Raw genomic sequence first — 24,831 nt, forward strand, 5'->3', positions numbered from 1 at the left:
CCCTTACGGCCATGTTAAAAAACTACTTTCTGGTGGCGGTGCGCACGTTGCGCCGCAACATAGGGTATACTACGCTCAATGTGATAGGCTTGGCCCTGGGCATTACCTGTAGCCTGCTGCTCTTTCTGGTGATCAGTTTTGAGCTGAGTTTTGACACGTTCCACCGCAAGGCAGACCGTACCTACCGCATCAATATTGACTCAGATGACCAGAACGGCCACCACCAGTCTGCGGGTACCCCCTTGCCTATGTATGCGGCATTGAAATCTGCCCTGCCTGAGTTAAACCCCATCACACACATGCACGAAGAGGAAGGCGGTACCTTTGCCCTTCTTTCCAGTGACACCACCCAGACCTTACAGAAATTCAGGGAAGAAGGCTCTGTCATGTTCATAGATTCTGCCTTTTTTGACCTGTTTGATTTTGAGACGGGCGGGGTCAATGTAAAGCAGGCCCTGCGTGATCCAAACTCCATTCTATTGACTGAGTCCATTGCCAAAAAATATTTCCCTGATGGCAATGCCGTTGGCAAAGTGCTACGCATGAACAACACGGTGAATTTGCAGGTGAAAGGTATTATTCCAGACGCACCCGCCAATACAGACATACCGTACATCATGCTGGTGGCGTATGAGGCCTCTAACACCATCAATTCCCTGTTCCGTTCAGACAACTGGAACAGCACCAGCAGCAGCGAGCAGATCTATTTTGCCACTGCCCCGGGAGCATCTGCCAAACAGGCCGAAGACCGCATCAATGAGATCGCAGACCGCTACCGCCAGCGCCGCCCGGGCGAGAAAGAGCGGTTCACGCTGCAGCCTTTGGCAAACCTGCACTTCAATGAGGGGTACTCCAACTACAATGACCGTACGGTAGGCGTTCAGACGCTGTGGGCATTGGCGGTGATAGGTGCGTTTCTGGTGATCATAGCCTGCATCAACTTTGTCAACATGGCCACCGCGCAGGCTATGCGCAGGGCCAAAGAAGTGGGCATGCGCAAAGTGCTGGGTGCCAGCCGGAGCCAGCTGGTGGTGCAGTTCCTGAGTGAGACGGGCTTGATCACGTTGGCGGCCCTTTTGGTTTCTGTGGTGTTGACAGAGTTGCTCCTGCCCTACCTGAACCAGCTGCTGGACCTGAGCATCACCTTTTCAGTTCTAGAGAATAAAGAAGTAGCTCTTTTCTTGGCAGCGGTTCTGCTGTTGGTCACCTTCTTTGCGGGCCTTTACCCAGCGTTGATCCTCTCAGGCTTCAAGCCTATCTCAGCCTTGAAGAGCAAAGTGGCTACCGCCCGTACCGCTGGCCTCTCGTTGCGCAGGGCACTGGTGGTGCTGCAGTTCACCATTTGCCAGGTGCTCATCATCTGCACCATTGTGGTGCATGACCAGATGGAGTTCTTCAGAACGGCTTCCCTGGGCTTTGACAAGGAAGCGATTGTCACCGTCCCAATTCCCTCTGCCAGCGCGCACAAACTCATGCCGCTCCGGCAGCAGCTGGAGGCGCACGCGGGGGTAAGCGCTACCACGTTTGCAATGTCTCCGCCTTCGGCGAACGTGACCATGAACATGTCGTTCAACTATGATGACTACTCCATTGAACGCAACTTCAACGTGAACTTCAGGTTTGCAGATGAGAACTACCTCAAAACGTTCAACATTCCGCTCATAGCGGGGCGCATGTACCAGAAAAGTGACACCATTCAGGAATTTGTGGTCAATGAGACGTTCCTGAAGCAGGTGGGCGAAAAAAGCCCTGAGGCCGCGCTGGGCAAAAAAATGGTGGTGAACGGCGGGCAGAACGAAGGCCGCATTGTGGGCGTGGTGAAAGACTACCACGTAGGCTCCTTGCGGGAAACCATTGACCCGGTGGTGATGTCAACGTGGGCCTACTTCTACTATAACCTCAATGCCAAGATTGAAATGAAAGACGCCAAAGCCGCTATTGCCCACCTGCAGAAGGTTTGGTCCAGCGCCTACCCAGATGATGTGTTCTACTATGAGTTCCTGGATGACACCATTGCCGAGTTTTACGCCAGTGAGCAGCGGCAAGCTGATCTGTTCAAGATTTTCTCAGTCATTGCCATTCTCATTGGCTGCCTGGGCCTGTATGGGCTGGTGTCTTTCATGGTGACGCAGCGCACCAAAGAAGTGGGGGTTCGCAAAGTACTGGGCGCCTCTTCCTTGAGCATTGTGGGCTTGTTCTCCAAAGACTTTACCGTACTGGTGCTTATTGCCTTTGTTATGGCGGCGCCTATCTCCTACTACTTCATGGAGCAATGGCTGCAGGACTTCAACTACCGCATTGCCATTGGCTATTGGGTGTTCTTGGCGGCCGGGGCCGTAACGCTGCTCATTGCCTTGACTACCGTGAGTGTGCAAGCCTTACGGGCGGCCTTCTCTAACCCGGTCACGGCGTTAAAAACTGAGTAGCGGTTAGGGGGAGTGGCGTTTTCGGGCTGTTTTTCCAAAAACAGCCCGGAAACGCCACGTAAAACAGCCCGGCCCCCTGTGCCGGTTCTATTCTTATGGGGCTACAGCGGCAACCGTGAAAACAGGGCTGAACGCTGCTTTCCTGGTTTATTCCCGCAGGCAGAACCTGCGGGATTTATATTTTTTATGGGTTTTAATACGGTTCCTTATAAAACTGTAGGCAGGATTTATCGTTTAGCAACTTTATTTCTTACTTTTACCCATGCCTCTTGGGTCTCCACGTTTTGGAGCTGTTTTTCAGAAAAGAGGCCAAAAACACAGAACCAGATTCAATCACCTACCCGTCATATATGAACAAAGAAAGCGCCGCTGCCTTGAAAGGAAAGAAAAAGCAAATTCTGGAGAGTTGGATGAGCAATCAGTTGCAGGATGCCGCCCTTCGGGATGACCTCATAAGTGTGTCAGAGTTACAGCAGCAATCAGAAGAGTTTTTAACTTCTCTGTTGAAAGCGTTTGGCACTAGCCAGGCAGAAGACACTGAGTCTGCCGGCTATGAGCCTATTCATGATATCCTAAACGAAATTTCTATCACCCGTGCCCGCCAGGGCTTCTCGCCCCGTGAGACCAGCTCTTACATCCTGAGCCTGAAAGAGGTACTGAGCCAGGTGCTGGAGGAGCGGTTCAGAGAGGAGCCGGCCATTCTCTACAAGGAGATCATCTCCATGAACAAGATCATGGACAGCCTGAGCCTTCTGACCTTAGAGACCTATATCAAAGGCCGCGAAGAGGTGATTCTGCGCCAGACCAATGAGATGAGCGAGATCTCTACTCCGGTGATCAGGGTGTGGGAAGGTATTCTGGCCCTGCCCATCATAGGCACCCTTGACAGCGCCCGCACCCAGGTGGTGATGGAGGCCCTGCTGGAGGAAATTGTAGCCACCGGCAGCCGTATTGCCATTCTTGATATTTCTGGCGTGCCCACTGTTGACTCATTAGTGGCCCAGCACCTGATCAAAACCGTGAGTGCCGCCCGTTTAATGGGGGCAGAGTGCATCATTAGCGGGATCAGGGCTGAGATTGCCCAGACCATTGTGCACCTGGGTATTGACCTGACCAACATCTACACCAAAGCCACGCTGGCCAGCGCCTTAAAGATGTCTTTCTCCATGCTGAACATCATAGTAAGCAAAGGCAGCCAGAACAACCAGGCAATTTCTAAACAGAACTTAGGGTTTTAACCCAGCACCTACATGGAAAGAATCCCTATTTTAAAAATGGGCCCCTTCCTGCTGGTTACTATCCAAGTGGATCTGTACGACCGGCTGGCCCTCACGCTGGAGAACGACCTCATCAACATGGTGAGTAAAACTGAAGCCAAAGGCGTGTTGATTGACATTTCAGCGGTAAGCATTGTAGATTCATTCATGGGGCGTATTTTAGGCAACATTGCCTCCATGTCAAAGATCATGGATGCCGCCACCGTGGTGGTAGGCATGCAGCCGGCGGTAGCCATTACGCTGGTAGAGCTGGGGCTCACCCTTTCAGGGGTGCACACCGCTCTTGACGTGGAGCAGGGCATGGAGCTTTTGCGTGGAAAGATTGGCCAATTAGACACTGATGAGGAAGGCCTCTATGATAGTTTTATCTAAAGAGAAGCTTCCCATACAGAAAGAGCAAGATGTGGTATTGTTCCGGAACCGAATCAAGGAACTGGCCACAAAAATTGGCATGAGCCTGGTCAACCAGACCAAGCTCATTACGGCCGCCAGTGAGTTGGTTAGAAACATGTTGCGCTACGGCGGCGGCGGTATCACCCACCTTGAAATCATCAGCAAAAGCAGCATACCCGGGGTGCGCCTTGTCTTTATAGATGAAGGCCCCGGCATAAAAGATGTAACCTTAGCCATGAAAGATGGTTATTCTACTGGAAAAAGCCTGGGACTGGGGTTGCCGGGAGCCAAACGGCTCGTGAACGAGTTCGATATCAAAAGCGAACCCGGAAAAGGCACTACCGTCACCATAATCCGGTGGAAAAATGGACTTTAACTTTGATGCACACCAGCAGTTCCCCCTCGCTGACAGGAGCTTTCTGAACATTGTGAGGCGGGACATTGGTAAAATAGCCGAAGCCGTTGGTTTTACAGAGGCCGAGGTGGGCCGTGTAAGCCTGGTAGTGACAGAAATGTCAACCAACCTTCTCAAACACGTGGGCAGCCCCGGCGGGGAATTGCTGGTGAAGCCTATCTGCCAGGAAAACGGAAGTGTTTGCGGGATAGAACTTCTTTGCCTGGACAACGGCCCCGGCATGAGCGACCCACAGCGCATGATGGAAGACGGCGTCTCCACCTTCGGGAGCATGGGGCAAGGCCTGGGGGCTATCAAACGGCAATCTGATTTCTTTGACATCTATTCCCAGCGCAGCACCGGCACGGTCATTCTTTCCCGTATTTACAAAAAAGGAAAGGCCCCTAAGGTTGCGGCCAGGAATGAACAGGGGTTTGAGATAGGCAGCATCATGGTGCCCAAGCCCGGGGAGAAGGTGAGCGGTGACGGCTGGAGCCTCAGGTTGTCTTACAAGGGGGCCTATCTTATTGTTCTAGACGGCCTAGGCCATGGTGAAAACGCCCATGCCGCTGCCCAGAGTGCTGTTCAGTCATTCCAGCAGCAGCCCAAAGTTGCGCCGTCTGACATGTTGCGCGGCGTGCACGCCGCCATCAAAAAGACCAGAGGCGCCGTGGGGGCTATAGCCCACTGGAACGCGGAGACCAGGTCGCTTGCATTTTGTGGCATTGGGAATATTTCAGGGCGCTTAATTGGAGCCAGCCAAGCCAAGAACCTCTTATCTTACAACGGTACTTTGGGTATGAATGTGCCCAACACCATCAATGACCAGCAGCAAACCTGGGAGCGGGGGCAAATGATCATCTTGCACTCAGACGGGTTGAAAAGTAGGTGGGATTTATCTAAATATCCGGAACTGACAAGGCATGACGCAACGTTGATAGCGGCAGTACTCTACAAAGACAACACCCGCACCTTAGATGACACCTTAGTGGTAGTGGTGCGGGCAACTGAATAGAAAGAATGGATTTACCCATTACCACCATTAAGTTGCAGAATGAGTTAGACGTGGTGCTGGCCTATAAGCGCACCATGCAGCTCTCTGAATTTACCGGTCTCCCTACCGCTGCCCAAACCAAGTTTGCCACCGCTGTCTCTGAAATTTGCCGCAATGTGCTGGAGCATGTGGGCGAAGGGGCTATCAAGTTCAGTATGGTAGAGGTGCGCCATGTGCTGCTGTTAGAAGCCTACATCACAGACCGCGGCCGCGGCATCCCGCACGTGCAGGAGATCCTGGACCGGAAATATATTCCTGCCAGTGGCAAGGGCCAGGGCATTTACAACTCCCGTAAGCTGGTAGACCACTTTCAGCTGGAAAGCGACTTTGAGAAGGGCACCCGTATCCGGCTCCAGAAGAGAATACCCGCCAATCACCCGCCTATCAACAAAGCCATCATTCAGGGCTGGGCAGATTATTTCACCCATGAGTCAGATGTCTCTCCCTATGCAGAGATCAAGCGGCAGAACATGCAGCTGATTGAACTCATGGAGCAGCTGCGGGTGCGCACCATTGAGGCTGAATACCAACTCCAGGAGATCCAGCACCTGAACCAGGAGTTGCAGTCTTCTAACCAGGAAATAAACGCGCTGCTGCAGGAGCGTGAAAACCATAACCAGGAGCTGGAGAAAGTCAACAAAACCCTGGATGAGTTTGCCCAAACCGTTACGCATGACCTGAAGGCACCGCTCCACAACATACGGGGGCTTGCCGAGGCCGTCACAGATTTTCTGGAGGAGAACAGTGTAGAGGAGGCCCAGGCGGTCATGCCCATGATTCAGCTGCAGGTCAAGCGCATGGACCACCTGATCAGAGATGTTCTGGCTTATTCCCTGACCGGCCGGCAGCAGATTCAGAAGAAAATAGTTTCAACCAGTGAGTTGGTGTATAATGTGTTAACTACGCTGGCAATTCCTGAGGGGCTGCAGATTTTTGTGGCAGAAGACTTGCCAGAGATAGAGGCAGAGGAGATTTTTTTGCAGCAGATCTTCAGCAACCTGCTGAGCAATGCCCTAAAGTACCATGACCTGCCGGGTGGCAGTGGCAATGTATGGATATCTGCCAAGCGCCACCCCGCCTGCTGGGAGTTTGTAGTAGCAGATGACGGCCCCGGTATTGCCCCAGAAGACCATGAAAAGGTTTTTGAGTTGTTTGAAACCACCAGTGACGTGAACCACCCAGACAGTACCGGTATAGGTCTGGCGCTGGTTCGTAAGATTCTGCAGGAGAAAGGGGAGCGGGTCTGGATAGAGTCTACCGGCAGAGGCACGGCCATGCACTTTACCTGGCCGCTTTCAGAAGAGACCTTTCCTGAGTAGACTTTCTATAAAAGCAGAAGAGGCGCTATGCATAGCGCCTCTTCTGCTTTTATAGAAAGTGCCTGTTGCGTCTCTAGTGTTGTTGATAATACTGGCTCATGATGTCTTTCACGTCTGCCTCTGTCAAAGCCTTTGAGAAATGCTTTTTCACATGTTCATAGGTTTTTAACCGCTCCAGATCATAGAAGCTGGCAGAAGAGGTGAGCATTAAAATAATCAATCCTCTTTTTTGCCCCAGATTAAGTTTGTGGTATTCATCTAAAAAGCTGAACCCGTCCATTACCGGCATTTTGATATCCAGGAAAATCAGGTTAGGGCTTACATAGGCGCTCCCTTCCCGGTTGGCCTCCTGCAGATACTCCAGTGCCTCTGCCCCATGCTTTTTGATAATAATCTCCTTCGCTACTCCTAACTTCATTAGCAAGCGCTTGTTTACGAAGTTAGTAGTATCATCATCATCTACCAACATAACCAAATCCAACGGCTCAAACTGGGTCTTCATATCAAAAAAAGTTTACAACAGGTGCATTCAGAGTCACCTTTGACAGCCAATACATTACTCACAAATATAGCAAAACAAAATTCAATCTTCCTTCAGGCTTTTACGCAGCAAAGGTGAATTGCTGCCCCCTCAGGCTGCCTCTTAAACCGAAGAACCCTCCCGAAGGTTTCGGCAACGTCTTTCCAAAAGACAACCGGAGGCACAAAACCGCCCCCTTGGCCCCGGCAGCAGAACGCCCGGGGCAGGGCGGTAGGCCCGCGCTGCTGCTATCGCCCGGCGGCGCAGAGTTGTCTATATCAACATAGAATAAGCGTCTTGCGTATGAGAGGGAAATGTAGACAAGCAGACCCCGGTGGTTTCTCAGAAAAAATACCATGCCGTCACTTCTCTACTCTGTTTGCACCCATTACTATTGTTTTATGGCCGTTAACCTACAGCAAATAAGTGCCCGCCTTAATTTTTATATGAGAATTAAAGAGCTGGACGTATACCAACTGAGTGTACTCACCCAAACCCAGCCCGCCCTGGTAGGCTGCATGGTGCAGGGGGAGGACTACTGCATGGATGACCTTCTTGCCCTGTTAAAGCAACTGCCAGACCTTAACTCCCGCTGGGTGATATACGGCGAAGGCAATGTCTTTAAGACAGAAGGCCAGCAGGCAACACCAGAGGGGACCTTGAAAAAAGACCGGGCCGCTTATCTCTCAGAAATGCAAAACCTGCTGCATGAACTGGAGGAGATTGAAAAGCAGCAGCAGCAGCAGACCCACTTAGACCAACTGCGCAGCAGAATCAGGGACCTTACCAAACATATCTAAGCTGATGGTCTATCCACTTTCTGGGTGGGGCGCCGGTAAGGGAGCTAGGGGCGGCCGAGTTGGGCCACCAAACAGCAGTTGGAACAGGTGATACGCAGCCCCAAATCAATTCTGCAATGATAGGGGTGGCGTGCAGTGAGCTTGCCTGGTCCGGCTCGCAAGCAACCCCTGGTTTAAGGTTGTTTTTCCAAAAACAGGCCAAAAACGCACTTTTACCGGTCAGCAGTGGTCTGGCTTTTTCCAGGGTGAAAAGAAACGTTCAGCTGTTCCCACGCGGGGCTGGTCATGTACGTTGGGCTTGAGCAGGCAACTAAAACGCCTGAAAACAAGTAAGAGGGAGAGGCTTTGCGATTCTCTGTTCTCTCTACCCGGCCTTCACTGTCTGGTGAGTCAGGCGCAGCACTGCTAGATGGCCTTTATCTGGCGAAAGCCCTTCTCTGCCGCCGTTAATTACCGGCAGATCTGAATTTAATGCCTGCTTACCTATACATTTGTTTATTTGCGGAATGAGTGCAGGAAGAAGGAAAGCTCACATTCATCACTAAATCACAAGTATTTTAGAAAATGTTGGTGCCTACGTAGGGGTAGCGCTATGGAGTTTCAGTCTAACTAAAACGGAGGAAGGTACTTTATGAAACAACGCAAGCTAAAATTACCGGAAGAATTGCGTTACAGCAACAGAAACCGATGGATGTTTGTCTCCAGTGACAACCCGCCGCTGGTGTTGCAACAAACAAAGCCACCAGTAGCACCGCTGGCTGAGATCTATAACTTTTGCGGTTATACCTTCTCAGAGAATTAAAGGATGAATCAGAAAAGGCCGGTGCCGCAGGGAGGTTTTCCCTGCGGAACCGGCCTTTTCTGATAGGTTTATAGAAGACTTTACCCTGTCCTGGGTACGGACGGAGCGCTGCTTTTAGCGGGCAGCCTGCATCCGCTCATAGGCGGGTCTCTGCTGAACTTTCACACTGTAGTACTGCTTGTCCAGCCCTCCTCTCAGCACTAGAATATGTTTGTCTTTCTGGTAGATGCGCAGTTTCACATCTTTTGAAACCGGTTCCTGCCGCAAGAGCTTCGCGGCCGCATTCCTGATGTTGTTCTGTACCTGAGAGATCAGGTTCTGCCTGAAGACGGAGTATTCAATCACCTGGTCACTGGGAGCGTTTCCTTCTACGTACAGCACTGCTGCCAGACTGGTGCTTTTCCCGTCGCCAATCTTAAAGCAATGCCGCTGCACCTCTTCGCTGCCGCCACACTGGCCGTCATAAATCCAGCCCCGGCTCTCCAGGGTGGTTCTTATTTTCTCAACCGGTTGTGATTGCAAGGCAAGAAGTTCGTTTAGCTGCAGACGTTGCGCAGATACGGTTTGCCCCATCACCAATAGTACAGCAATGGCCAACACTGCTCTCTTCCCTAATAAGTACACCTTTTCCATGTTTATTCAATTAGCATATTTTGTCTCAAAACCACACTCTTATACGATAAACAGAGAATTTAGATAAGAATACCCTTCTAAAGTTTAGGCCCTCCGCTTTTAACCAAGGTTTGCTTCTTAAGAATAGACAAATTGAATTTCTGAGCCAAAGCTGCCTCTTTTGCCCTTTGCAGCACAGTAACAAGGCTTTTTAAGAAAAACTAATATAGAATACAGCTTAATTATACAATTATATTCCTATTTTCTTACTAAAACCCAAATAAAGGTTTCTGAGTATAAACCCTTAGAAACCACACAGGAAAGATGATGTCCGTAACGTCATGATGGAAAAGTTGAAACGTATAAAATTGGAATTATATAATCTAAGGACCAAAGCACGAAGAATCTTCATGCGGGGGTATGAAGATCTGACTATGCTGATCTATTACCATGACCTCAAGAAGAACTTCCTGCTCCTGATTGTGGGTGCCAATGACCACCTTTTAGCTGAAAGGGAAATTTCAAGGGCAGAGGCGTTTCGTATTATGAACACCAGATAGCGCTGAACCTGTACCCCATACCGGGGCTTTCTATATAACCGGCGCAAGCCAAACGCAACGAAAATCCCCGCCCAGGCCAGGCGGGGATTTCTTTTCAGTAGATGCAGCTTGCAGACCAGCATTTGCATAGCAACTGCCGGGCAGGGCATTTTTCCGTTTTCAGGCTACTTTTCTGAAAACAGCTCCAAAACAGGGTAGAGCTGGCGGTTTAAGCCAGCCGTGCTATTAGTGGCTGAAAGCGTATCTGAACAGGTAAAAAAACAGAGTTGCCCTTACAGGAATTTACCTCTCATTCTTACTACCTTTGACTATCTATAAAAAATTTCATTCAGCTTATACACCAGAGGAACTACTCTTCATGAAGAGACTACTTTTAGTATTGGCAATTATAGCAGCAAGCTTTACTGCCAAAAGCCAGGATTTTAGCGGCACGCTGGTAACAGGCTCCCTCAACTTTGCATCAAAGAAGCTCAAGCAGAACAATACCAACGTATTGGAGGCGAACTCCTTTACCATTAACCCCAGCATAGCGTTCTTCCAGAGAAATAACCTGGCCATAGGGCTAACGGCAAGCTACAGCTACTCAGACAACCTGAACCCGGCTGACGATCCTGCAGTGGGGGATATGGTAGGGAACATCAAACTGCTGGGAGTTGGCCCTGTGCTTAGAAAATACTTCCTGCTAGATGAGCAGGCGGCCATATTCCTGCATAGCTCCGCCATGTACATGAACGGGAAGCAGGAAGTAGAGGTGGGAGGCAGCAATTACATAGAAATAGATCTTAGGGGCGCATTGGTTAATTTCTCACCGGGCTTTACTTTTCTTATAAGCCCTAAGGTGGGCATAGAAGTAAGCATGGGAGGGCTGTCTTATCAGTTCCTTTCCCAGGGGAGTCAGGGCAACAAAGCCAAGAGCAGCACCTTTGACCTGGACCTGGGGCTAGCCAGCACGCAGGTGGGCGTTTCTTTTTATTTGAACAAAAAAACAGCTGAGGCCGCAAACTAACCAGGTCTTCTGCCCTGTCAACACTTTCCTCTTGTGTTTTCCACTCCATTTTGCATCTAATGAAAAAAACAGTTCTTGCCCTGGTGCTGTGGGCAGCAGCCTTCACCGGTAGGTCCCAGAATTTGAGCGGCGCCCTGCTTTCTGGCTCCCTTAAATACTCCACCCAAACCATTAAGCCCGGAAACAGCTTCTCAGATGACACTGAGCTGTCTTCTTTTTCTATCAGTCCCAGTATAGGCTTCTTTATCAGCAACAGCATTGCCTTTGGGGGCGCCTTGTCTTACAGCAATGGAGATACCAGGCAAAGCATTCCGGGCTACGGCTCTACGGTGTTGAACAGTGAAATGCTGGCCATTGGCCCGTTCCTGCGGTATTATAAGCTGTTAGGAACACGTGCCGCCTTCTTTGGGCAGGCCACGGGTGCCTATGTCACCGGTTCTCAGGGCAGTGAAGACAACGAAGTCTCTGTTTCAGGGGCGGCTTTTGGGGTAGCCCCTGGCTTTGTTTTCTTCCCAACCACAAAGATAGGGCTGGAGCTGGTGCTGGGAGGGCTTACGTACCAGAGCCTTGAGTATGAGCAGACAGATATCGGCTTTTCCCAAACAGAGAATAACCTGGATTTCAACTTGGGGCTGAACAACCTCACCCTGGGTATTACCTTCTATCTGGGCCGTGCTGCAAAGGAATAGCCTCCCGCAGCGCTAACATTCCCTGAGCCCGTAGCCGAGCTACGGGTTTACTTTTTGTAGGTTCATTTTTGCACCCATACCTGGGTAAATGCCGTACCAGCCTACATGCGCGCCCCAAGAAACTGGTACTGGTCTCTCCTCACGTTTATTTCCTTCTCCTGCACCTTCTCCCACCCTGACAGAAGTGCGGCACCGCTGCCGCCTGCCAATGCCCAATCACCTCTTTCAGTGATTGCCCTGGGCTCCTGCAACTCACAGGAGAGGGACCAGCCGCTGTGGCAGGAGATCCTGAAAAACCAGCCGCAGCTCTGGGTCTGGCTGGGAGACAACATCTACGGCGACACAGATGACATGCAGGTTCTGCAAGCAAAATACCAGAAGCAGCTCCAGCAACCCGACTACCGCCAACTCCTGCAGCGCGTGCCGGTCATTGGCACCTGGGATGACCATGACTACGGCCGCAACAACGCCGGAAAAGAATATGCCCCCCGGGCACAGAGCGCCCAACTTTTCTGGGATTTCATGGGTGAGCCAGCCAGCAGCCCCCGCCGCAAGCAAAAAGGCGTCTACAGCTCCCACACCTATGGCCCCCAGGGGCGGCAGGTAAAAATTATCCTGCTGGACGTGCGCTACCACCGCGACTCCCTAGCGGGCGCAGAGCCTGACTATCACCTCAGCCCGAAAGGGGATATGCTGGGCGCTGCGCAGTGGCGCTGGCTGGAGAAAGAGCTGAAGAACAGTAACGCCCAGTTTCACCTCATTGGCAGCGGCCTGCAGGTGATACCCAATGACCACGGGTATGAGCGCTGGGGCAATTTCCCCGCTGCCCGCAACCGCCTTTTTAACCTGATAGCCAAGACCAAAGCAGCCAACGTGATTCTTCTGTCTGGAGACCGGCATTTTGCAGAACTCTCCAAACTTTCATGGCCGGGTGTTCCCTATCCCATATATGATTTCACCACCAGCGGCCTCACCCATTACTGGAAGGGAGGGCTGGTGCATGAACCCAACAGAAACCGGGTGGGCGAAATGCATGATAAGCTCAACTTTGGAGTGCTGCGCATACACTGGGGCACCCAGCCGGCCGTGGTAGATTTTGAGATCAGAGGTCGCGGGAACGAGCTGCACCAGCTGGTGAAAGTAGAGTACGCCCTCCCTAAAGCAACCCTCCCTAAAAAAGCAGCTACTAGCAGAACAAGAAAATAGGCGCCTTGTAACTATTCCCTGTTAAGGCTTTCCGTTTATGGCCTGTTTTTGCTAAAACAAGGCAAAACTGGCCTGTATAACCCAAAAAGTATAGTGTAAAAGCTGGCTGGGTTTAAGTAAAATTTTTATTAGTTAAATACTTTTGCATCTGCTTTGGCTTTAGCTAGTACAATTAAAACTTAAAATGTTTACCTTTCGTAAAAGGAATCCCTTAACTTTTACTGAGCTATGCGAATTGTTCCCTCTGCCCTTCCCCTGCTTCTCTGGCTTTTCTCGTTCACCTTCCTGTATGCCGGCACAGACACAGAGGGTGCCAAAAAGAAAAAGGCCGCCCCCGCTGCCGTAGTCACTACTATTGCCTTCGGGTCCTGCAACCGCGAAGACATGCCGCAGCCGCTATGGGCAGATATTTTAGAAAACAAGCCGCAACTCTGGGTCTGGCTGGGTGGCAACGTAGACAATGAGGAAACCAATATCAACACCCTGTCTGAGCGTTACCAGCAGCAGCTGAGAGACCCGGGCTATAGCGCTTTGAGGGGAGCCGTCCCGGTTATTGGCACCTGGGACCACCATGATTATGGAATTCCGCAGGGCGGAAAAGAGTTTGAGCACAAAACCCAGAGCCAAAAGCTGTTCTGGGACTTTATGGGCGTGGCCGAAGACAGTCCGCTCAGAGGGCAGGAAGGCGTGTACAGCGCCCACACGTATGGCCCCAAAGGGCAGCGGGTGAAGATTATCCTGCTGGACACCCGCTACCACCGAGACTCCCTTTTCACTGATAAAAATGTCTGCCGCCCCAACCCCAAAGGGGATATTTTAGGCGAAGCACAATGGAAATGGCTGGAGAAGGAACTGAAAAGCGGAGACGCCGAACTCACCCTCATTGGCAGCGGCACCCAGATCATACCAGAAGAACATGACGCTGAAAAATGGGCCAACTACCCTAAGAGCCGTGAGCGCCTGCTCAAACTGGTCTCCCGTACCCAGGGGGGCGTAGTGCTGCTGTCTGGGGAGCGCCACTTTGCTGAAATCTCCAGGTTTGAGACAAAGAACGCAGAGAAAGCTTTTTATGAAGTGACCAGCAGCGGCCTCACCCACTCCCTGGGCCGCGACTATGACATAGAGACCAACAAGTACCGCGTAGGCAACATGGTGGCCAAACGTAACTTTGGGCTGGTCCAGATTGACTGGGAGAAACGGGAGGTGGTGCTCAAAGTGCAGGGTGACAGAAATACCACCTACCTCAGCCAGGCGCTTACCTTCTAAAGTTCTGTTTTGGGGCTGTTTTTCAGAAAACAGCCCCAAAACAGAACCCCCTTACAAGCTGAATGCTACTTCTTCAGCCGGGCCTGGATCACGGCTGGTTTGCCATTTGGGTACCGCTCTACGTAGAACTCTTCCAGCGTTAGCTGGTGCTCCTCAGCGTAATCAAACAGGGCGGTGTAGATTTTCTTGGTAGCTACCATGAGGCTGGCCTCCAGCTCCCCCTGCAGCACCGGTACCCCCGCCGGTACTACGCGCACCGCAAACCCGGCGGGTAAGGCCACCGCCGTATCAGTGACGGCCACCCCCACAAAGGCTTTAATGGTTTTGGTTTCCTTGCTGGGGTTGTTGTAGTAAATACCTGCCAGATCACCCGCCAACTGCTTTTTCTCCACTATCTGCCCCACCTGCTGGTACAGCTCCCCCAGCTCCTTGGCATCTGTGCGCCCCTCAAAATATTTTCCGGCAATAAAAAGCTGGCTTGTCTGGGTCTGCGTCACGGCCACTGCTGAGAAACCGCCCACATACGCGTACACGCCAACCGCAACGGCTATCACCACCACCATGTATATCAAAAATTTCTTTGTCATGGTGCAAAGGTAGGGGTAGCGCACAATAGGTCATACAAGTTTTGCCTTGATAAAGGTTAAAGTCTGCAGGCTCTATTAAAAATTGAGGTTTTTCTATAACTTGACCACTGGAAATCAACACTAGGTTTGCCTCAGCTGCTTTCTCTTTTATAAACCAATATCGAATACTTATATAAACCCACCCAATGAAAAAAGCATACCTGCTCCTTTTTAGTCTCGCTTCCCTCTTTCTTACAAATGCACAGGCCCAGGGCCTGAAAAGTGCGGTGTTGGTAGGGGGCTCTGTTAACTATGATCACCAATCTTCTAGCAAGATCAACAGAGAGACTACCTCAATGTTTGGCTTACGCCCAATGGTAGGCTACCTGCTTACAGACAGATGGGCCGTTGGCCTTATAGGAGGCTATGCAAGGACCGTCACTGAGAGGGAGGCTTCTACTGTATCAGGAACCGGGTTTACATCTTATATATACCCTGGTCTTGAAGTAACCAGTACTACTTGGGAGGTTGGCGCTTTTACACGGTATTATCTCCCCCTCACCTCTAAGCTCATGCTTTTTGCACAGGCGGGAGGGGTGTTTGGCAGAACCAAAAGCAAGGTAGACACCGAGTATTCGTATCAAGGCATCATCACTGATGGATTATCTGGCCGCCCTGCCTATGTGTTCACCGGGACAGATTATTACAGAGACGCAAACGGAAATCTTATACTGGGGAGTGATGGTTTGCCGGCGGTAGGCTACTCTTCCAACTCCCAGGATATGGACAACTACCGGGTCTTCCTTTCGCCGGGGCTAGTCTTCTTTCCAACTCCGCTGCTAGGTATTGAGGTAAGCACCGGGGAGATAGCCTATAACCATAACAAGTCACTGGACCAGAAAAATTTTACGGCGAACCTGAACCTGTCAAGTATCAAGCTAGGCCTTTCTTTTTATCTGGGCCGGGCAAAGGAAGCCACTGAATAAAAATCAGCGGCACTACTTTCTGTTTTCGGGCTGTTTTTCAGAAAACAGCGAAAACAGAAACTACACAAAGTTCTTGTACTGCATTTCGTGCAGCTGGGCATAATAGCCGCCGGTCTGCAGCAGCTCTTCATGACGGCCCGCCTCCTTGATCTCTCCCCGGTCCAGCACAATAATGTTGTCTGCTTTCTGAATGGTAGAGAGGCGGTGGGCAATCACAATAGACGTGCGGCCCTGCATGAGCTGAGAGATGGCGTATTGGATCAATTCTTCGGTCTCTGAGTCTACGCTGGAGGTGGCCTCATCCAGAATGATGATCTTGGGGTCATAGACCATGGCGCGCACAAACGAAATCAGCTGCCGCTGCCCCACAGAGAGCGTAGCGCCGCGCTCCATCACATTGTACTGCAACCCACCGGGCAAACGCTCAATAAACTTGTCTGCGCCCACCAGCCGGGCGGCATGCCACATCTGCTCTTCTGTAATTTCTTTGTTGCCCAGGCTAATGTTGTCAGCAATGGTGCCAGAGAACAGGAACACGTCTTGCAGCACTACCCCAATGTGCTGGCGCAGCACGTCCAGGTCATACTCTTTGATGTCATGGTCATCTACCTTGATGGTGCCTTTGTTGATTTCATAGAACCGGCTCAAAAGGTTGATGATGGAGGTTTTGCCCGCGCCGGTAGCCCCTACCAGCGCCACCGTCTGCCCTGCCTTTACCTCAAACGAGATGCCGCGCAGCACCCAGTCCTCCTCATTATAGGCAAACCAGACGTTTTCAAACGTCACCCCTCCTTTAATGGTCTCTGGCGCATACGTGCCGCTGTCTGAGATCATCTCCTGGCTTTCCAGCAGTTTCATGATGCGCTCAGAGCTCACCACCCCCAGCTGCAGGGTATTAAACCGGTCAGCAATCTGCCTGATGGGCCTGAAGAACATGGCAATGTACATGATGAAGGCAATGAGCGACCCCAACGTGACCGTGTCCTGAATCACACCCTTGGCGCCATACCACACCAACAAGCCGGTACCGGCGGCGCCAATAACCTCAGCCACGGGGAAGTAGATGGAGTAATACAGCACAGATTTGATGTTGGCGCGGGTGTGTTCCTTGTTGATGGCCTCAAACTTCTTCATCTCCCGATCCTCATTGTTGAAGATCTGCACTACCATCATGCCCGTGATGTGCTCCTGCACAAACGCGTTCAACTTGGCCACCGCCCCGCGCACCTCCTGGAACGAGGCCTTCACCTTCTCCTTGAAGATATAGGTGCTAATGATGAGCAGCGGGAACATAGACAAGCTCACCAGGGTGAGTTTCCAGTCTATCCAGAACATGTAGATCAGGATAAACACCAGTTGCAGCACGTCGCCAATCATGGCGGCCAATCCTTCTGAGAACACATCAGACAAGGTTTCCACGTCGCTCACGTTACGGGTCACCAGTGTGCCAATGGGCGTACGGTCATAGAATTTGAGCCGAAGCTTGAGAATATGCTCATACAGCTTCACCCTAATGTCACGCACCACGTACTGCCCAAGCCACCCCGCAAAATACGTGTGGAAATAGGAAACCGCGGTGTGCAGCACCAGCAGCACAATGAGCCACATAAACATGCGGTTCACGCCCTGCCAGTCATACTGCAGGATCTCCTGGTCTACCATCTCCTGAATCAGGAAAGGCCTGATAGTAGCCAGCACCGCCGAGGCCACCGTTAAAAAGGTAACCAGGTAGAAAATCTTCTGGTATGGTTTCACAAACCGGAAAATCTTCCTGAGCACTTCCCAGTCAAAGGCACTTCCGGTTTTGTTGCCGCCTATTTCACTCATGTTGTTTCCTGTTGTCTAAGGCACAGTCCCCCCCTGCTAACGTAGAATAGATCTGCACGGGTACGGCACCAGTTCTTGGCCATGCGTTTTAGGCCTGTTTTTGAAAAACGGCGCCAAAACAGACGTGGCTCTCCCTGCAAAAGTACGCATTTACCCACGCATTTATTGATTCCCTTTTGTGTACCGGTCTGCACCACTCCCGGAGCGCTTTAGAGGGGCGCTTGTATGATTTGGCATGCGTGGATCTACTTGTGCAAACATCCCCCTTCGCCCCTTCAAAGGGGGAGTATCAGCTGGAGTTAGAAGGCACGGAAGTAACTTCCGCGCCATAGAGGGCAGAAGAAGCAGAAGTAATGTGAGGCTGCCGCCCCATGGAAGCTGAAAGCTTCCGCCATTATAGGTCCAAGTTGGAAACTTGAACCAGAGAAAGCAAAGCGGCAGGCAAGCAGCAATAAGTAAACAAGCAGCAATGAATAATCAACACTTCTGCTAGTGGCACCTGGGTTAATCAACACTTCTGCCCTGACTGATGTGCGCAGCACGGGCTCGACTCAGGCTAGCGGAACAGCAGTAGTTACCTACTAAGGCAGAAATAACTGCACCACAGTGACAGGAAAGGAACCGAAACCAGTCCTGGGGGTGAGCGCCTCTGTTAATACGGTGCCGCTTCAGCGGCAAGGCCGGAGGGCCTAGTTTTAACAGCAGTGCGAACCGCCAGGACGGGGCCCGCGGCCGTGAGCGCTTACCGGTAAAGATGAAACAACTCAGTGTGTGAGGCACCGCATCAAGCGGCAACGCCAAGGGAACAGCAGACTACGCATGACCCCTGCAGCAGCATGACCATGAGGCACCTCATCCAGCAGCCCAGCCAAGAGAACAGCAGGCTAAGCGCCCAGCAAGCACCGGCTACTGAGGCAACAGCAGGGCCTGCATCTGCTTCCTAGCCAGGCCAACCTGTTTTAGGGCTACTTTCAGAAAAACAGCCTTAAAACAGGAAAAAGCTATTTAATGATAGGATAGCGGGTAAACGGTTTGGAGGGGTCAAAGATCTTCCGGTAGGTAATGTGCGTTTTGTAGATCACGGCACCCAGCATGCGCGTCACCATCATCATTTTAGGGTTGAAATCCCCCACCCAGTTCATCTCCAGTTCTGGGGCATAGTCCATAATGGTTTGGTGGGAGTGGTTCATCATGAACGCATCTACCCCTTTGCCCTGGAACTCGGGCACTACGCCAAAGATCAGCCCAAAGAGCCTTTTATCCTTCCGGAAACTGTTGCGCCATTTGTAATAGAGAAACTTGAGCTTTCCCCACCAGTCAAACCGGCCGTTCAGGTGCTTGAAAATCTGGTTCAGTTCTGGGAGCAGGATAAAGAACGCAATGGGCTGCTCCTTGTAGTAGGTGAAGAACAGGAGCCTCTCATCCATTACCGGCTTCATGGTTTTCATGAGCTTGCGCACTTTCTCCAGGGTTAGAAAATTGACCCCGGAGTGCCCGCCCCACGCTTTGTTGTAGACCTCCAGAAAATCCTGTGCCAGTTTCTCCAGGTTCTTCTTAGATGCGTGGGCAACCCGGTAGTTGGGGTCCTGGCCCAGTACGGCAGAGCGTTCAATGATTTTAGGGTGCAGCGGGGCGGTGGTACTCCTTTTGTAGGTATACTGCTTGAAGTACACCTGAAAACCATACGCCTCAAAGAGCTCCTTATAATAAGGCGCGTGGTAGAACATGCCATAGTTGGGCTCCGTGAAACCGTCTACCAGCAAGCCCCACCAGCGGTCACGCTCCCCAAAGTTGATGGGGCCGTCCATGGCTTCCATGCCCTGGGCTTCCAGCCAGGATTGACAGGCGTCAAACAGCTGGAAGGCGGCTGCCTGGTCATTGATGCACTCAAAGAAGCCCATGCCGCCGGTAAGGTACTCAGAAGCCGCCTTGGTCTTGTCATTGACAAAAGCCGCCACGCGGCCAATGGTCTGGCCGTGCGCATTCTGTAAGACCCACCTAATGATCTTCCCGTTCTGGAAGTTGGGGTTGCGCCGGGGGTCAAACACTTGCTCAATGTCCTGGTCCAGGGGCCTGATCCAGTGGGGGTGGTTCACGTACAGGCGGGTGGGCAGCTCTAGAAATTCTCTGATCAGGGCGGGGGTGGTGACTTCAAGTAATGGCATATCCTAAAACAGCTTGGCCGGTAAAGATACGCAAATGAACGGCACCAGGTGTGCCGCTGCCGCTAAAGGGTATTCCCTAAAGAGGCAACCACGGCCGGGTGCCGCTGTGATTCCTGCCGCATGGCATTGCTGAAGGTGTAGGGCTGCTGATCATAGGGGCTGGTGTACATCTCCTTCATCACGAGCCAGGAAATGTCAAACCCCAGAAAATACATGGGGACAAAGCTTAGCTTCCAGCCTGCTTCTAACAGTATTTGATAGCGTCTTCTCATGGCGGCCTCCTTTCAGGTAATTCTGCTTCATGAACAGGTCTAAGGTAAGAACGAAGACTTAAGAGATAGGTTGAGCCGCGGGCGGAAGAGGCTAAAACAAAAAAAGCCTCACCGGAAGGTGAGGCTTTTAAGGAGTGGGACGTGCTGGATTCGAACCAGCGACCCTCTGCTTGTAAGGCAGATGCTCTGAACCAGCTGAGCTAACATCCCTTTTTTTATCTTCTGAAGACCTGTTGTCCCCGTTTGATGATGCAAATATGGGGGGTGAAACTGAATCTTCCAAATACCAGCTGAAAAAAAAGTTAAAAAATATTTAATAAAGGCTCTTGAAAAGCTTTTATATATTTAGCGTCAATAACTTAACAAATTAAAAATTTTATGGACAATTTTCTGTACGAAGAAGAATCTGCAGGTATCACCCTGGACCCGGTAATGATGGGCTACTTACGCATTGCTGCCAAGTGGGGCAAGTTCTTAGCCATTGTGGGGTTTGTGATGATAGGGCTTATCGTTCTCTTCGGGGTTTTCTTTGGCACCATCATGGGCAGTGCCATGGGGGGAGCCATGGGGGCCGCCATGCCTGGGGGCGAGATGATGGGCGGGGCCCTGGCCACTTTCATGACGGTGCTTTACCTGCTGTTTGCCGTGCTCTATTTCTTCCCGGTGCTGTACCTGTACCGGTTCTCAGACAAGATGCAGGTAGGGCTGCGGGTGCAAAGCCCAGACGTAGTGCTGGAGTCGTTCAGAAACCTGAAGTCTCTTTTCAAGTTCATGGGGGTGCTGACCATTGTGATCCTGGGCTTCTATGCCCTGGCGCTGGTGTTTGGGGTGTTCGCCGCCAGTATGGCAAGTATGAACTAACCGGAGACAGAACTACCGGAGAAAGCGGTTTCTGTTTTGGGGCCGTTTTGGCCAAAACAGCCCCAAAACAGAAACCGTAAATTCACAGGTAGCGCCTGGCTGTATGTCGTCCGGGCAACAGACGGGGCCGGGGGCGCTAACCTAGCGGCGGGCTGCCACCATATTGGCTAAAAGCGGTCTCCTGCATGGCGTATGGCCAGCTGGCTTTCTGTTTTCGGGCTACTTTTTTGAAAACAGCCCGAAAACAGAAGCCATTACTGGTCAAGTAGAACGCGCCAAGCAAAGCCAGTGCATTTATGAGACGGCTACTAATCTTTTTTGCCCCTAATCAGTACACCGCGCTGGGGCAGCTTTGGTGGCTTTCCCTTGCCTCTGTATCTTTAAGGTTTGGTAGTTAGAAATCCTGTGGGAATTAAGAAAAAGATAGCGCGGTACCTGCTCTTCGCCGTAGGCGGGGTGGTTTTGCTGTTGGCAGTGGCGGCGGGCGCTATTTACCTGTACCAGGATAAGATTATTCAGCTGTTTGTGGCAGAGGCCAACAAGCACATTAAGACCAAGGTGCAGGTGGAGAAGATAGAGGTGACGCTGTGGGAGAAGTTTCCGGCGGTGGCCATCAACCTCAAGAATGTGGAGATCACTGAGGCGGTGGCGGGCAGCACGGCCCCGTTGGCCAAACTTGCCAACATCTACAGCACGTTCAACCTGTGGGACCTCTGGCGCGGCACCTACCACATCAAGGAGCTCTACCTGGAAGAAGGCGAGGTGCGGGTGAAGGTGCTGCCCAACGGGGAGGTGAACTACCGCTTTTACCAGGACGCTGATACCACCCATGCCGGGAATCTGAGTTTTGACCTGGAGAAGATTGTGCTCCGGAAAGTGCGCATCAGCTATCATGATGCGCCCGGAGACCAGCGGTATGAGCTGCAGGCGCACGCGCTGTCGGCGGCGCTGAGTATTGAGGAGCCGGTAGTGACCATCAAAGCAGAGGGCAGGGCGCTGGTGCATACCCTGCAGGTGGGGGAAAGCGAGTTCCTGAGGCAAAAAGAAATCTCCCTGGGCAGCCAGTTGGTCATCCATACAATAGAAAAGACCATCACCATTTCCCCGTCTGAGCTGCGGGTTGAGAAGGCGGTGTACCAGGTGGGCGGCGAGGTGCTGTTCCCCGCTAAAATCAACCTGGACCTCTTTATTCAGGGCAAAAATACAGACATACAATCATTGCTGGCGCTGTTGCCGCCCCGCTTCACCAAACAACTGGCGCAGTACCGCAGCAAAGGTGATGTCTATTTCCAGGGCGAGGTCAAGGGCGAAGTCTCTGCTAAGAAGAACCCGTATGTTGACATCAGCTTTGGGGCCAAGGGGGCCTCTTTTTATCACCCAGACTACAAGGAGAAGATTGAGAAGGTGAACCTGGAGGGGCGGTTCACCAACGGGGAAAAGCGCAACAGCCAGACCTCTATGCTGGAACTGCGCAGAATAACCGGAAGCCTGCGCGGCAGGCCCTTCTCTGGGGAATTCCTGTACCACAACTTCGCCAATCCAGACCTGAAGGCCCAGCTGAGGGCAGATGTAGACGTGGCCCACGTGCTGGGCGTGTTTCCCGTAGAAGACATCAGGAAAGGCAGCGGGCAGGCGCAGGTGCAGCTCTCGTTTGCCGGCAACCTAAAACAGTTCAAAGCCAACCCCAGCCACGCCAGCATCAAGACCAGCGGCGAAGTGAGCCTGAAAGCGGTGAGCCTGCTGTTCAGGCAGCACCCCATGCCCGTCTCCGGCATGAACGGGGCTTTTCTCTTCCGGAAGAATGACGTGGCCGTGACCGATTTCAAAGGCAAGGTGGGGGATTCTGACTTTCTGGTGAACGGGTATTTCAAGAACGTGCTGCCGTGGCTGTTCCTGAAGGGGCAACGGCTGCGCATAGAGGCAGACTTGGCGTCTGCCTTCCTGAACCTGGATCAACTGCTAACCGTTGCCCCGGCAGGTAGGCAAGACCTGGAAAGTACCGGGAAATCTGCTGCCAGAAAAGGGAAAGCCGCCTCTGCCTATGCGTTCAACCTGCCCGCCCATCTGGAGCTGGATCTAAACGCCTCCGTAGCCCGGCTTACGTTCAGGCGGTTCAAGGCCACGCAGCTGCACGGGCAGGTGCGGCTGCAGAACCAGGTGATCACCACCCCCAACATTGCCCTGCAGGCGGTGGGCGGCCGCTTCAAGGTGAGCGGAAGCCTGGATGCCCGCAAGCCGCTGATCAGGGTGAACTCGGTCGCCCGTATAGATGAGATCAAGGTAGACAGCCTGATGTACGTGTTTGAAAACTTTGGGCAGAATTTCATTACCCAGCGCCACCTGCAGGGGGAACTGACTGCGCACATTGACTCAGAGCTGTTCTTTGACCATACGCTCTCGCCCCGCACAGATCTCATGCAGGCCGAGATCAAGACCTCTATCAAGAACGGACAGCTCCTGTACTTTGAGCCGCTGCAGAAGATGAGCACGTTCATTGAGCGCCATGAACTGGCCAACCTCAGGTTCTCAGAGCTCAAGAACAACTTCTGGATTCAAGGGCGCACCATTTACATTCCGGAGATGGAAATCAAGTCCAGCACCAGCCGCTTCTCCAATATCACCGTCTCGGGCACCCACACCTTTGACCAGCAGATGGACTACCACCTGCGCATCCCGCTGGCTTCGGCCCAGCCGAAACGGGACAAAGACGAGCGCTACGGCGTGGTGGCGGGCGGCTCCACGCCCAACCCCAACTTGTTTCTCACCATCAAAGGCAAGGAGGGTAATTTCAAAGTAGCCTATGACCAGGAAAAGGTGAAAGACAAGATCACCTCTGACCTGGAGCGTGAAAAGCAGGAACTGAAAGATGCCCTGAAAGGGAAGAAGAAGGAAGAGAAGACCGTAAAGCCCGCCCAGGAATATTTTGAGTTTTAGGGAATTTGCGTTTCCGGGCTGTTTTTAGGAAAACAGGCCCAAAACGGGAGCAAGATTTGGGTAATGGTTATGGCTGGGGATTGGGTCACTCCTTTTCGTCATTCTGAAAGAATCTTGTGGGCGAACTAGAAAAGCTTTCTCTGTCTGCGATATTAAATATTCCAATTGCCCAAACCCAGGTCCGGGTTTCTGTTTCCGGCCTACTTTCCAGAAAACAGCCCAGAAACAGGGATCTGCTAGAAAACCATCGGCGCACGCCGAACAACTCCCTGCCAACGCTCAATTTTTCATCGTTCCAAAAAAATTCTGAAACCTACTGACAAACAGCTGTCACCGGGGGCGGGTAGTTTTGTTCCATCACTAACCCATTAACCCGTTGACCTATGGAAACCATGACTTCCAACACCCCCACCACCACTTCGGTAATCTCTTCTAAAGACCTGCTAGCCCATTGGCAAGGGCACCGCGGCCTCACCCGAAGACTGATAGAGGCGTTCCCAGAGAAAGAGCTGTTTGAGTTCTCCATTGGCGGCATGCGGCCGTTTGGCAAAATACTGCATGAGCTGCTGGCCCTTGCTGCGCCCGGTGTAAAGGAAATAGCTGAGGGAACCGTGCAGCAACTGAACGAAGACCTGGAGCAGGCCGACACCAAAGAAAAGATACTAGCCCTCTGGGATGAAGCCACCGCCACCATTGACCAGTATTGGGCCCAAATTCCAGATGAGCGGTTTCAGGAGAAGATTATGGCGTTTGGGCAGTATGAGGGCACTGTGCAGTCAACCGTGCTGTACTACATTGACAACGAGATTCACCACCGCGGCCAGGGCTACGTGTATTTGCGGGCTTTGAGCATTGAGCCGCCTTTCTTCTGGCAAAGGTAATTGGGAGGCAGCAAC

The 24,831-nt window shown here is 51.9% G+C and carries 23 protein-coding genes and 1 tRNA gene; 17 read left to right on the top strand and 7 right to left on the bottom strand.

From position 1 onward, the window contains the following. The first annotated feature begins 11 nt into the window (after positions 1–11). The 6 genes from A8O25_RS02785 to A8O25_RS02810 all read left to right on the top strand — a co-directional run bounded on the left by A8O25_RS02785 (position 12) and on the right by A8O25_RS02810 (position 6,863). Positions 12–2,426, top strand: a complete 2,415-nt coding sequence (locus tag A8O25_RS02785; RefSeq protein WP_066830548.1) for an ABC transporter permease — start codon at positions 12–14, stop codon at positions 2,424–2,426. A 350-nt stretch (positions 2,427–2,776) separates the two neighbouring features. Further along, positions 2,777–3,664: an STAS domain-containing protein gene (locus tag A8O25_RS02790; protein WP_066830757.1), complete on the top strand. Its 888-nt coding sequence runs from the start codon at positions 2,777–2,779 to the stop codon at positions 3,662–3,664. A 12-nt stretch (positions 3,665–3,676) separates the two neighbouring features. Next, entirely contained in the window at positions 3,677–4,075 is a 399-nt protein-coding gene (locus A8O25_RS02795) for an STAS domain-containing protein (RefSeq protein ID WP_066830550.1), read from the top strand. Then, entirely contained in the window at positions 4,059–4,472 is a 414-nt protein-coding gene (locus A8O25_RS02800; RefSeq protein ID WP_066830553.1) for an anti-sigma regulatory factor, read from the top strand. Before A8O25_RS02795 ends, A8O25_RS02800 begins: the two co-directional genes overlap by 17 nt. Further along, on the top strand, positions 4,462–5,505 hold the full coding sequence (locus A8O25_RS02805) for a SpoIIE family protein phosphatase (protein ID WP_066830556.1): 1,044 nt from the start codon (positions 4,462–4,464) through the stop codon (positions 5,503–5,505). Before A8O25_RS02800 ends, A8O25_RS02805 begins: the two co-directional genes overlap by 11 nt. Before the next feature lie 5 nt (positions 5,506–5,510). Beyond that, a complete protein-coding gene (locus A8O25_RS02810; protein WP_066830558.1) occupies positions 5,511–6,863 on the top strand; it encodes a sensor histidine kinase in 1,353 nt (450 codons plus the stop codon). 73 nt (positions 6,864–6,936) lie between these two features. Here the strand turns inward: A8O25_RS02810 and A8O25_RS02815 are convergent, their stop codons facing one another. Then, positions 6,937–7,365: a response regulator gene (locus A8O25_RS02815; RefSeq protein ID WP_066830561.1), complete on the bottom strand. Its 429-nt coding sequence runs from the start codon at positions 7,363–7,365 to the stop codon at positions 6,937–6,939. A 464-nt stretch (positions 7,366–7,829) separates the two neighbouring features. Between A8O25_RS02815 and A8O25_RS02820 the strand changes: the two genes are divergently transcribed. Both A8O25_RS02820 and A8O25_RS23170 read left to right on the top strand, forming a co-directional pair. Continuing rightward, a complete protein-coding gene (locus A8O25_RS02820) occupies positions 7,830–8,183 on the top strand; it encodes a hypothetical protein (protein WP_066830563.1) in 354 nt (117 codons plus the stop codon). 631 nt (positions 8,184–8,814) lie between these two features. After that, the gene (locus tag A8O25_RS23170) at positions 8,815–8,985 is read left to right on the top strand and encodes a hypothetical protein (protein WP_161947685.1); all 171 of its coding nucleotides are present in this window, start codon (positions 8,815–8,817) and stop codon (positions 8,983–8,985) included. A gap of 114 nt (positions 8,986–9,099) precedes the next feature. Here A8O25_RS23170 and A8O25_RS02825 read toward each other — a convergent pair whose 3' ends face one another. Beyond that, positions 9,100–9,618, bottom strand: a complete 519-nt coding sequence (locus tag A8O25_RS02825; protein WP_066830565.1) for a hypothetical protein — start codon at positions 9,616–9,618, stop codon at positions 9,100–9,102. A 347-nt stretch (positions 9,619–9,965) separates the two neighbouring features. Here A8O25_RS02825 and A8O25_RS02830 point away from each other — a divergent pair, with 347 nt between their 5' ends. From A8O25_RS02830 to A8O25_RS02850, 5 genes are all read left to right on the top strand, one after another. Next, positions 9,966–10,157 carry a hypothetical protein gene (locus tag A8O25_RS02830; RefSeq protein ID WP_241498915.1) on the top strand — a complete coding sequence of 64 codons (192 nt, stop codon included), beginning with the start codon at positions 9,966–9,968 and terminating at the stop codon, positions 10,155–10,157. Between the two features lie 358 nt (positions 10,158–10,515). Further along, a complete protein-coding gene (locus tag A8O25_RS02835) occupies positions 10,516–11,163 on the top strand; it encodes a hypothetical protein (RefSeq protein WP_153042560.1) in 648 nt (215 codons plus the stop codon). Between the two features lie 59 nt (positions 11,164–11,222). Next, complete coding sequence (locus A8O25_RS02840) at positions 11,223–11,852, top strand: hypothetical protein (RefSeq protein ID WP_066830569.1); 630 nt, start codon at positions 11,223–11,225, stop codon at positions 11,850–11,852. A gap of 105 nt (positions 11,853–11,957) precedes the next feature. Further along, positions 11,958–13,058, top strand: coding sequence for an alkaline phosphatase D family protein (locus A8O25_RS02845; protein WP_066830572.1), 1,101 nt, complete (start codon positions 11,958–11,960; stop codon positions 13,056–13,058). 228 nt (positions 13,059–13,286) lie between these two features. After that, on the top strand, positions 13,287–14,324 hold the full coding sequence (locus A8O25_RS02850; RefSeq protein WP_082893402.1) for an alkaline phosphatase D family protein: 1,038 nt from the start codon (positions 13,287–13,289) through the stop codon (positions 14,322–14,324). A 65-nt stretch (positions 14,325–14,389) separates the two neighbouring features. Here the strand turns inward: A8O25_RS02850 and A8O25_RS02855 are convergent, their stop codons facing one another. Further along, positions 14,390–14,911: a GyrI-like domain-containing protein gene (locus A8O25_RS02855; RefSeq protein WP_153042561.1), complete on the bottom strand. Its 522-nt coding sequence runs from the start codon at positions 14,909–14,911 to the stop codon at positions 14,390–14,392. 551 nt (positions 14,912–15,462) lie between these two features. Here A8O25_RS02855 and A8O25_RS22830 point away from each other — a divergent pair. Then, positions 15,463–15,876, top strand: a complete 414-nt coding sequence (locus A8O25_RS22830; RefSeq protein WP_153042562.1) for a hypothetical protein — start codon at positions 15,463–15,465, stop codon at positions 15,874–15,876. A 60-nt stretch (positions 15,877–15,936) separates the two neighbouring features. Here the strand turns inward: A8O25_RS22830 and A8O25_RS02865 are convergent, their stop codons facing one another. The 4 genes from A8O25_RS02865 to A8O25_RS02875 form a co-directional block, all read right to left on the bottom strand. Continuing rightward, on the bottom strand, positions 15,937–17,703 hold the full coding sequence (locus A8O25_RS02865) for an ABC transporter ATP-binding protein (protein WP_066830581.1): 1,767 nt from the start codon (positions 17,701–17,703) through the stop codon (positions 15,937–15,939). 1,001 nt (positions 17,704–18,704) lie between these two features. Next, complete coding sequence (locus tag A8O25_RS02870) at positions 18,705–19,868, bottom strand: hypothetical protein (RefSeq protein ID WP_066830583.1); 1,164 nt, start codon at positions 19,866–19,868, stop codon at positions 18,705–18,707. Between the two features lie 62 nt (positions 19,869–19,930). Next, positions 19,931–20,140 carry a hypothetical protein gene (locus A8O25_RS22835; protein ID WP_153042563.1) on the bottom strand — a complete coding sequence of 70 codons (210 nt, stop codon included), beginning with the start codon at positions 20,138–20,140 and terminating at the stop codon, positions 19,931–19,933. Between the two features lie 135 nt (positions 20,141–20,275). Further along, positions 20,276–20,350, bottom strand: a tRNA-Val gene (locus A8O25_RS02875). Between the two features lie 168 nt (positions 20,351–20,518). Here A8O25_RS02875 and A8O25_RS02880 point away from each other — a divergent pair. The 3 genes from A8O25_RS02880 (at position 20,519) to A8O25_RS02890 (ending at position 24,816) form a co-directional block, all read left to right on the top strand. Then, complete coding sequence (locus tag A8O25_RS02880; protein WP_082893403.1) at positions 20,519–21,001, top strand: DUF5362 family protein; 483 nt, start codon at positions 20,519–20,521, stop codon at positions 20,999–21,001. A 405-nt stretch (positions 21,002–21,406) separates the two neighbouring features. Further along, positions 21,407–23,935, top strand: a complete 2,529-nt coding sequence (locus tag A8O25_RS02885) for an AsmA family protein (protein WP_066830585.1) — start codon at positions 21,407–21,409, stop codon at positions 23,933–23,935. A 383-nt stretch (positions 23,936–24,318) separates the two neighbouring features. After that, on the top strand, positions 24,319–24,816 hold the full coding sequence (locus A8O25_RS02890; RefSeq protein WP_066830587.1) for a DinB family protein: 498 nt from the start codon (positions 24,319–24,321) through the stop codon (positions 24,814–24,816). Positions 24,817–24,831: the final 15 nt, after the last annotated feature.

Origin of the sequence: Rufibacter ruber (assembly GCF_001647275.1) — a bacterium.
Classification (GTDB): domain Bacteria; phylum Bacteroidota; class Bacteroidia; order Cytophagales; family Hymenobacteraceae; genus Nibribacter; species Nibribacter ruber_C.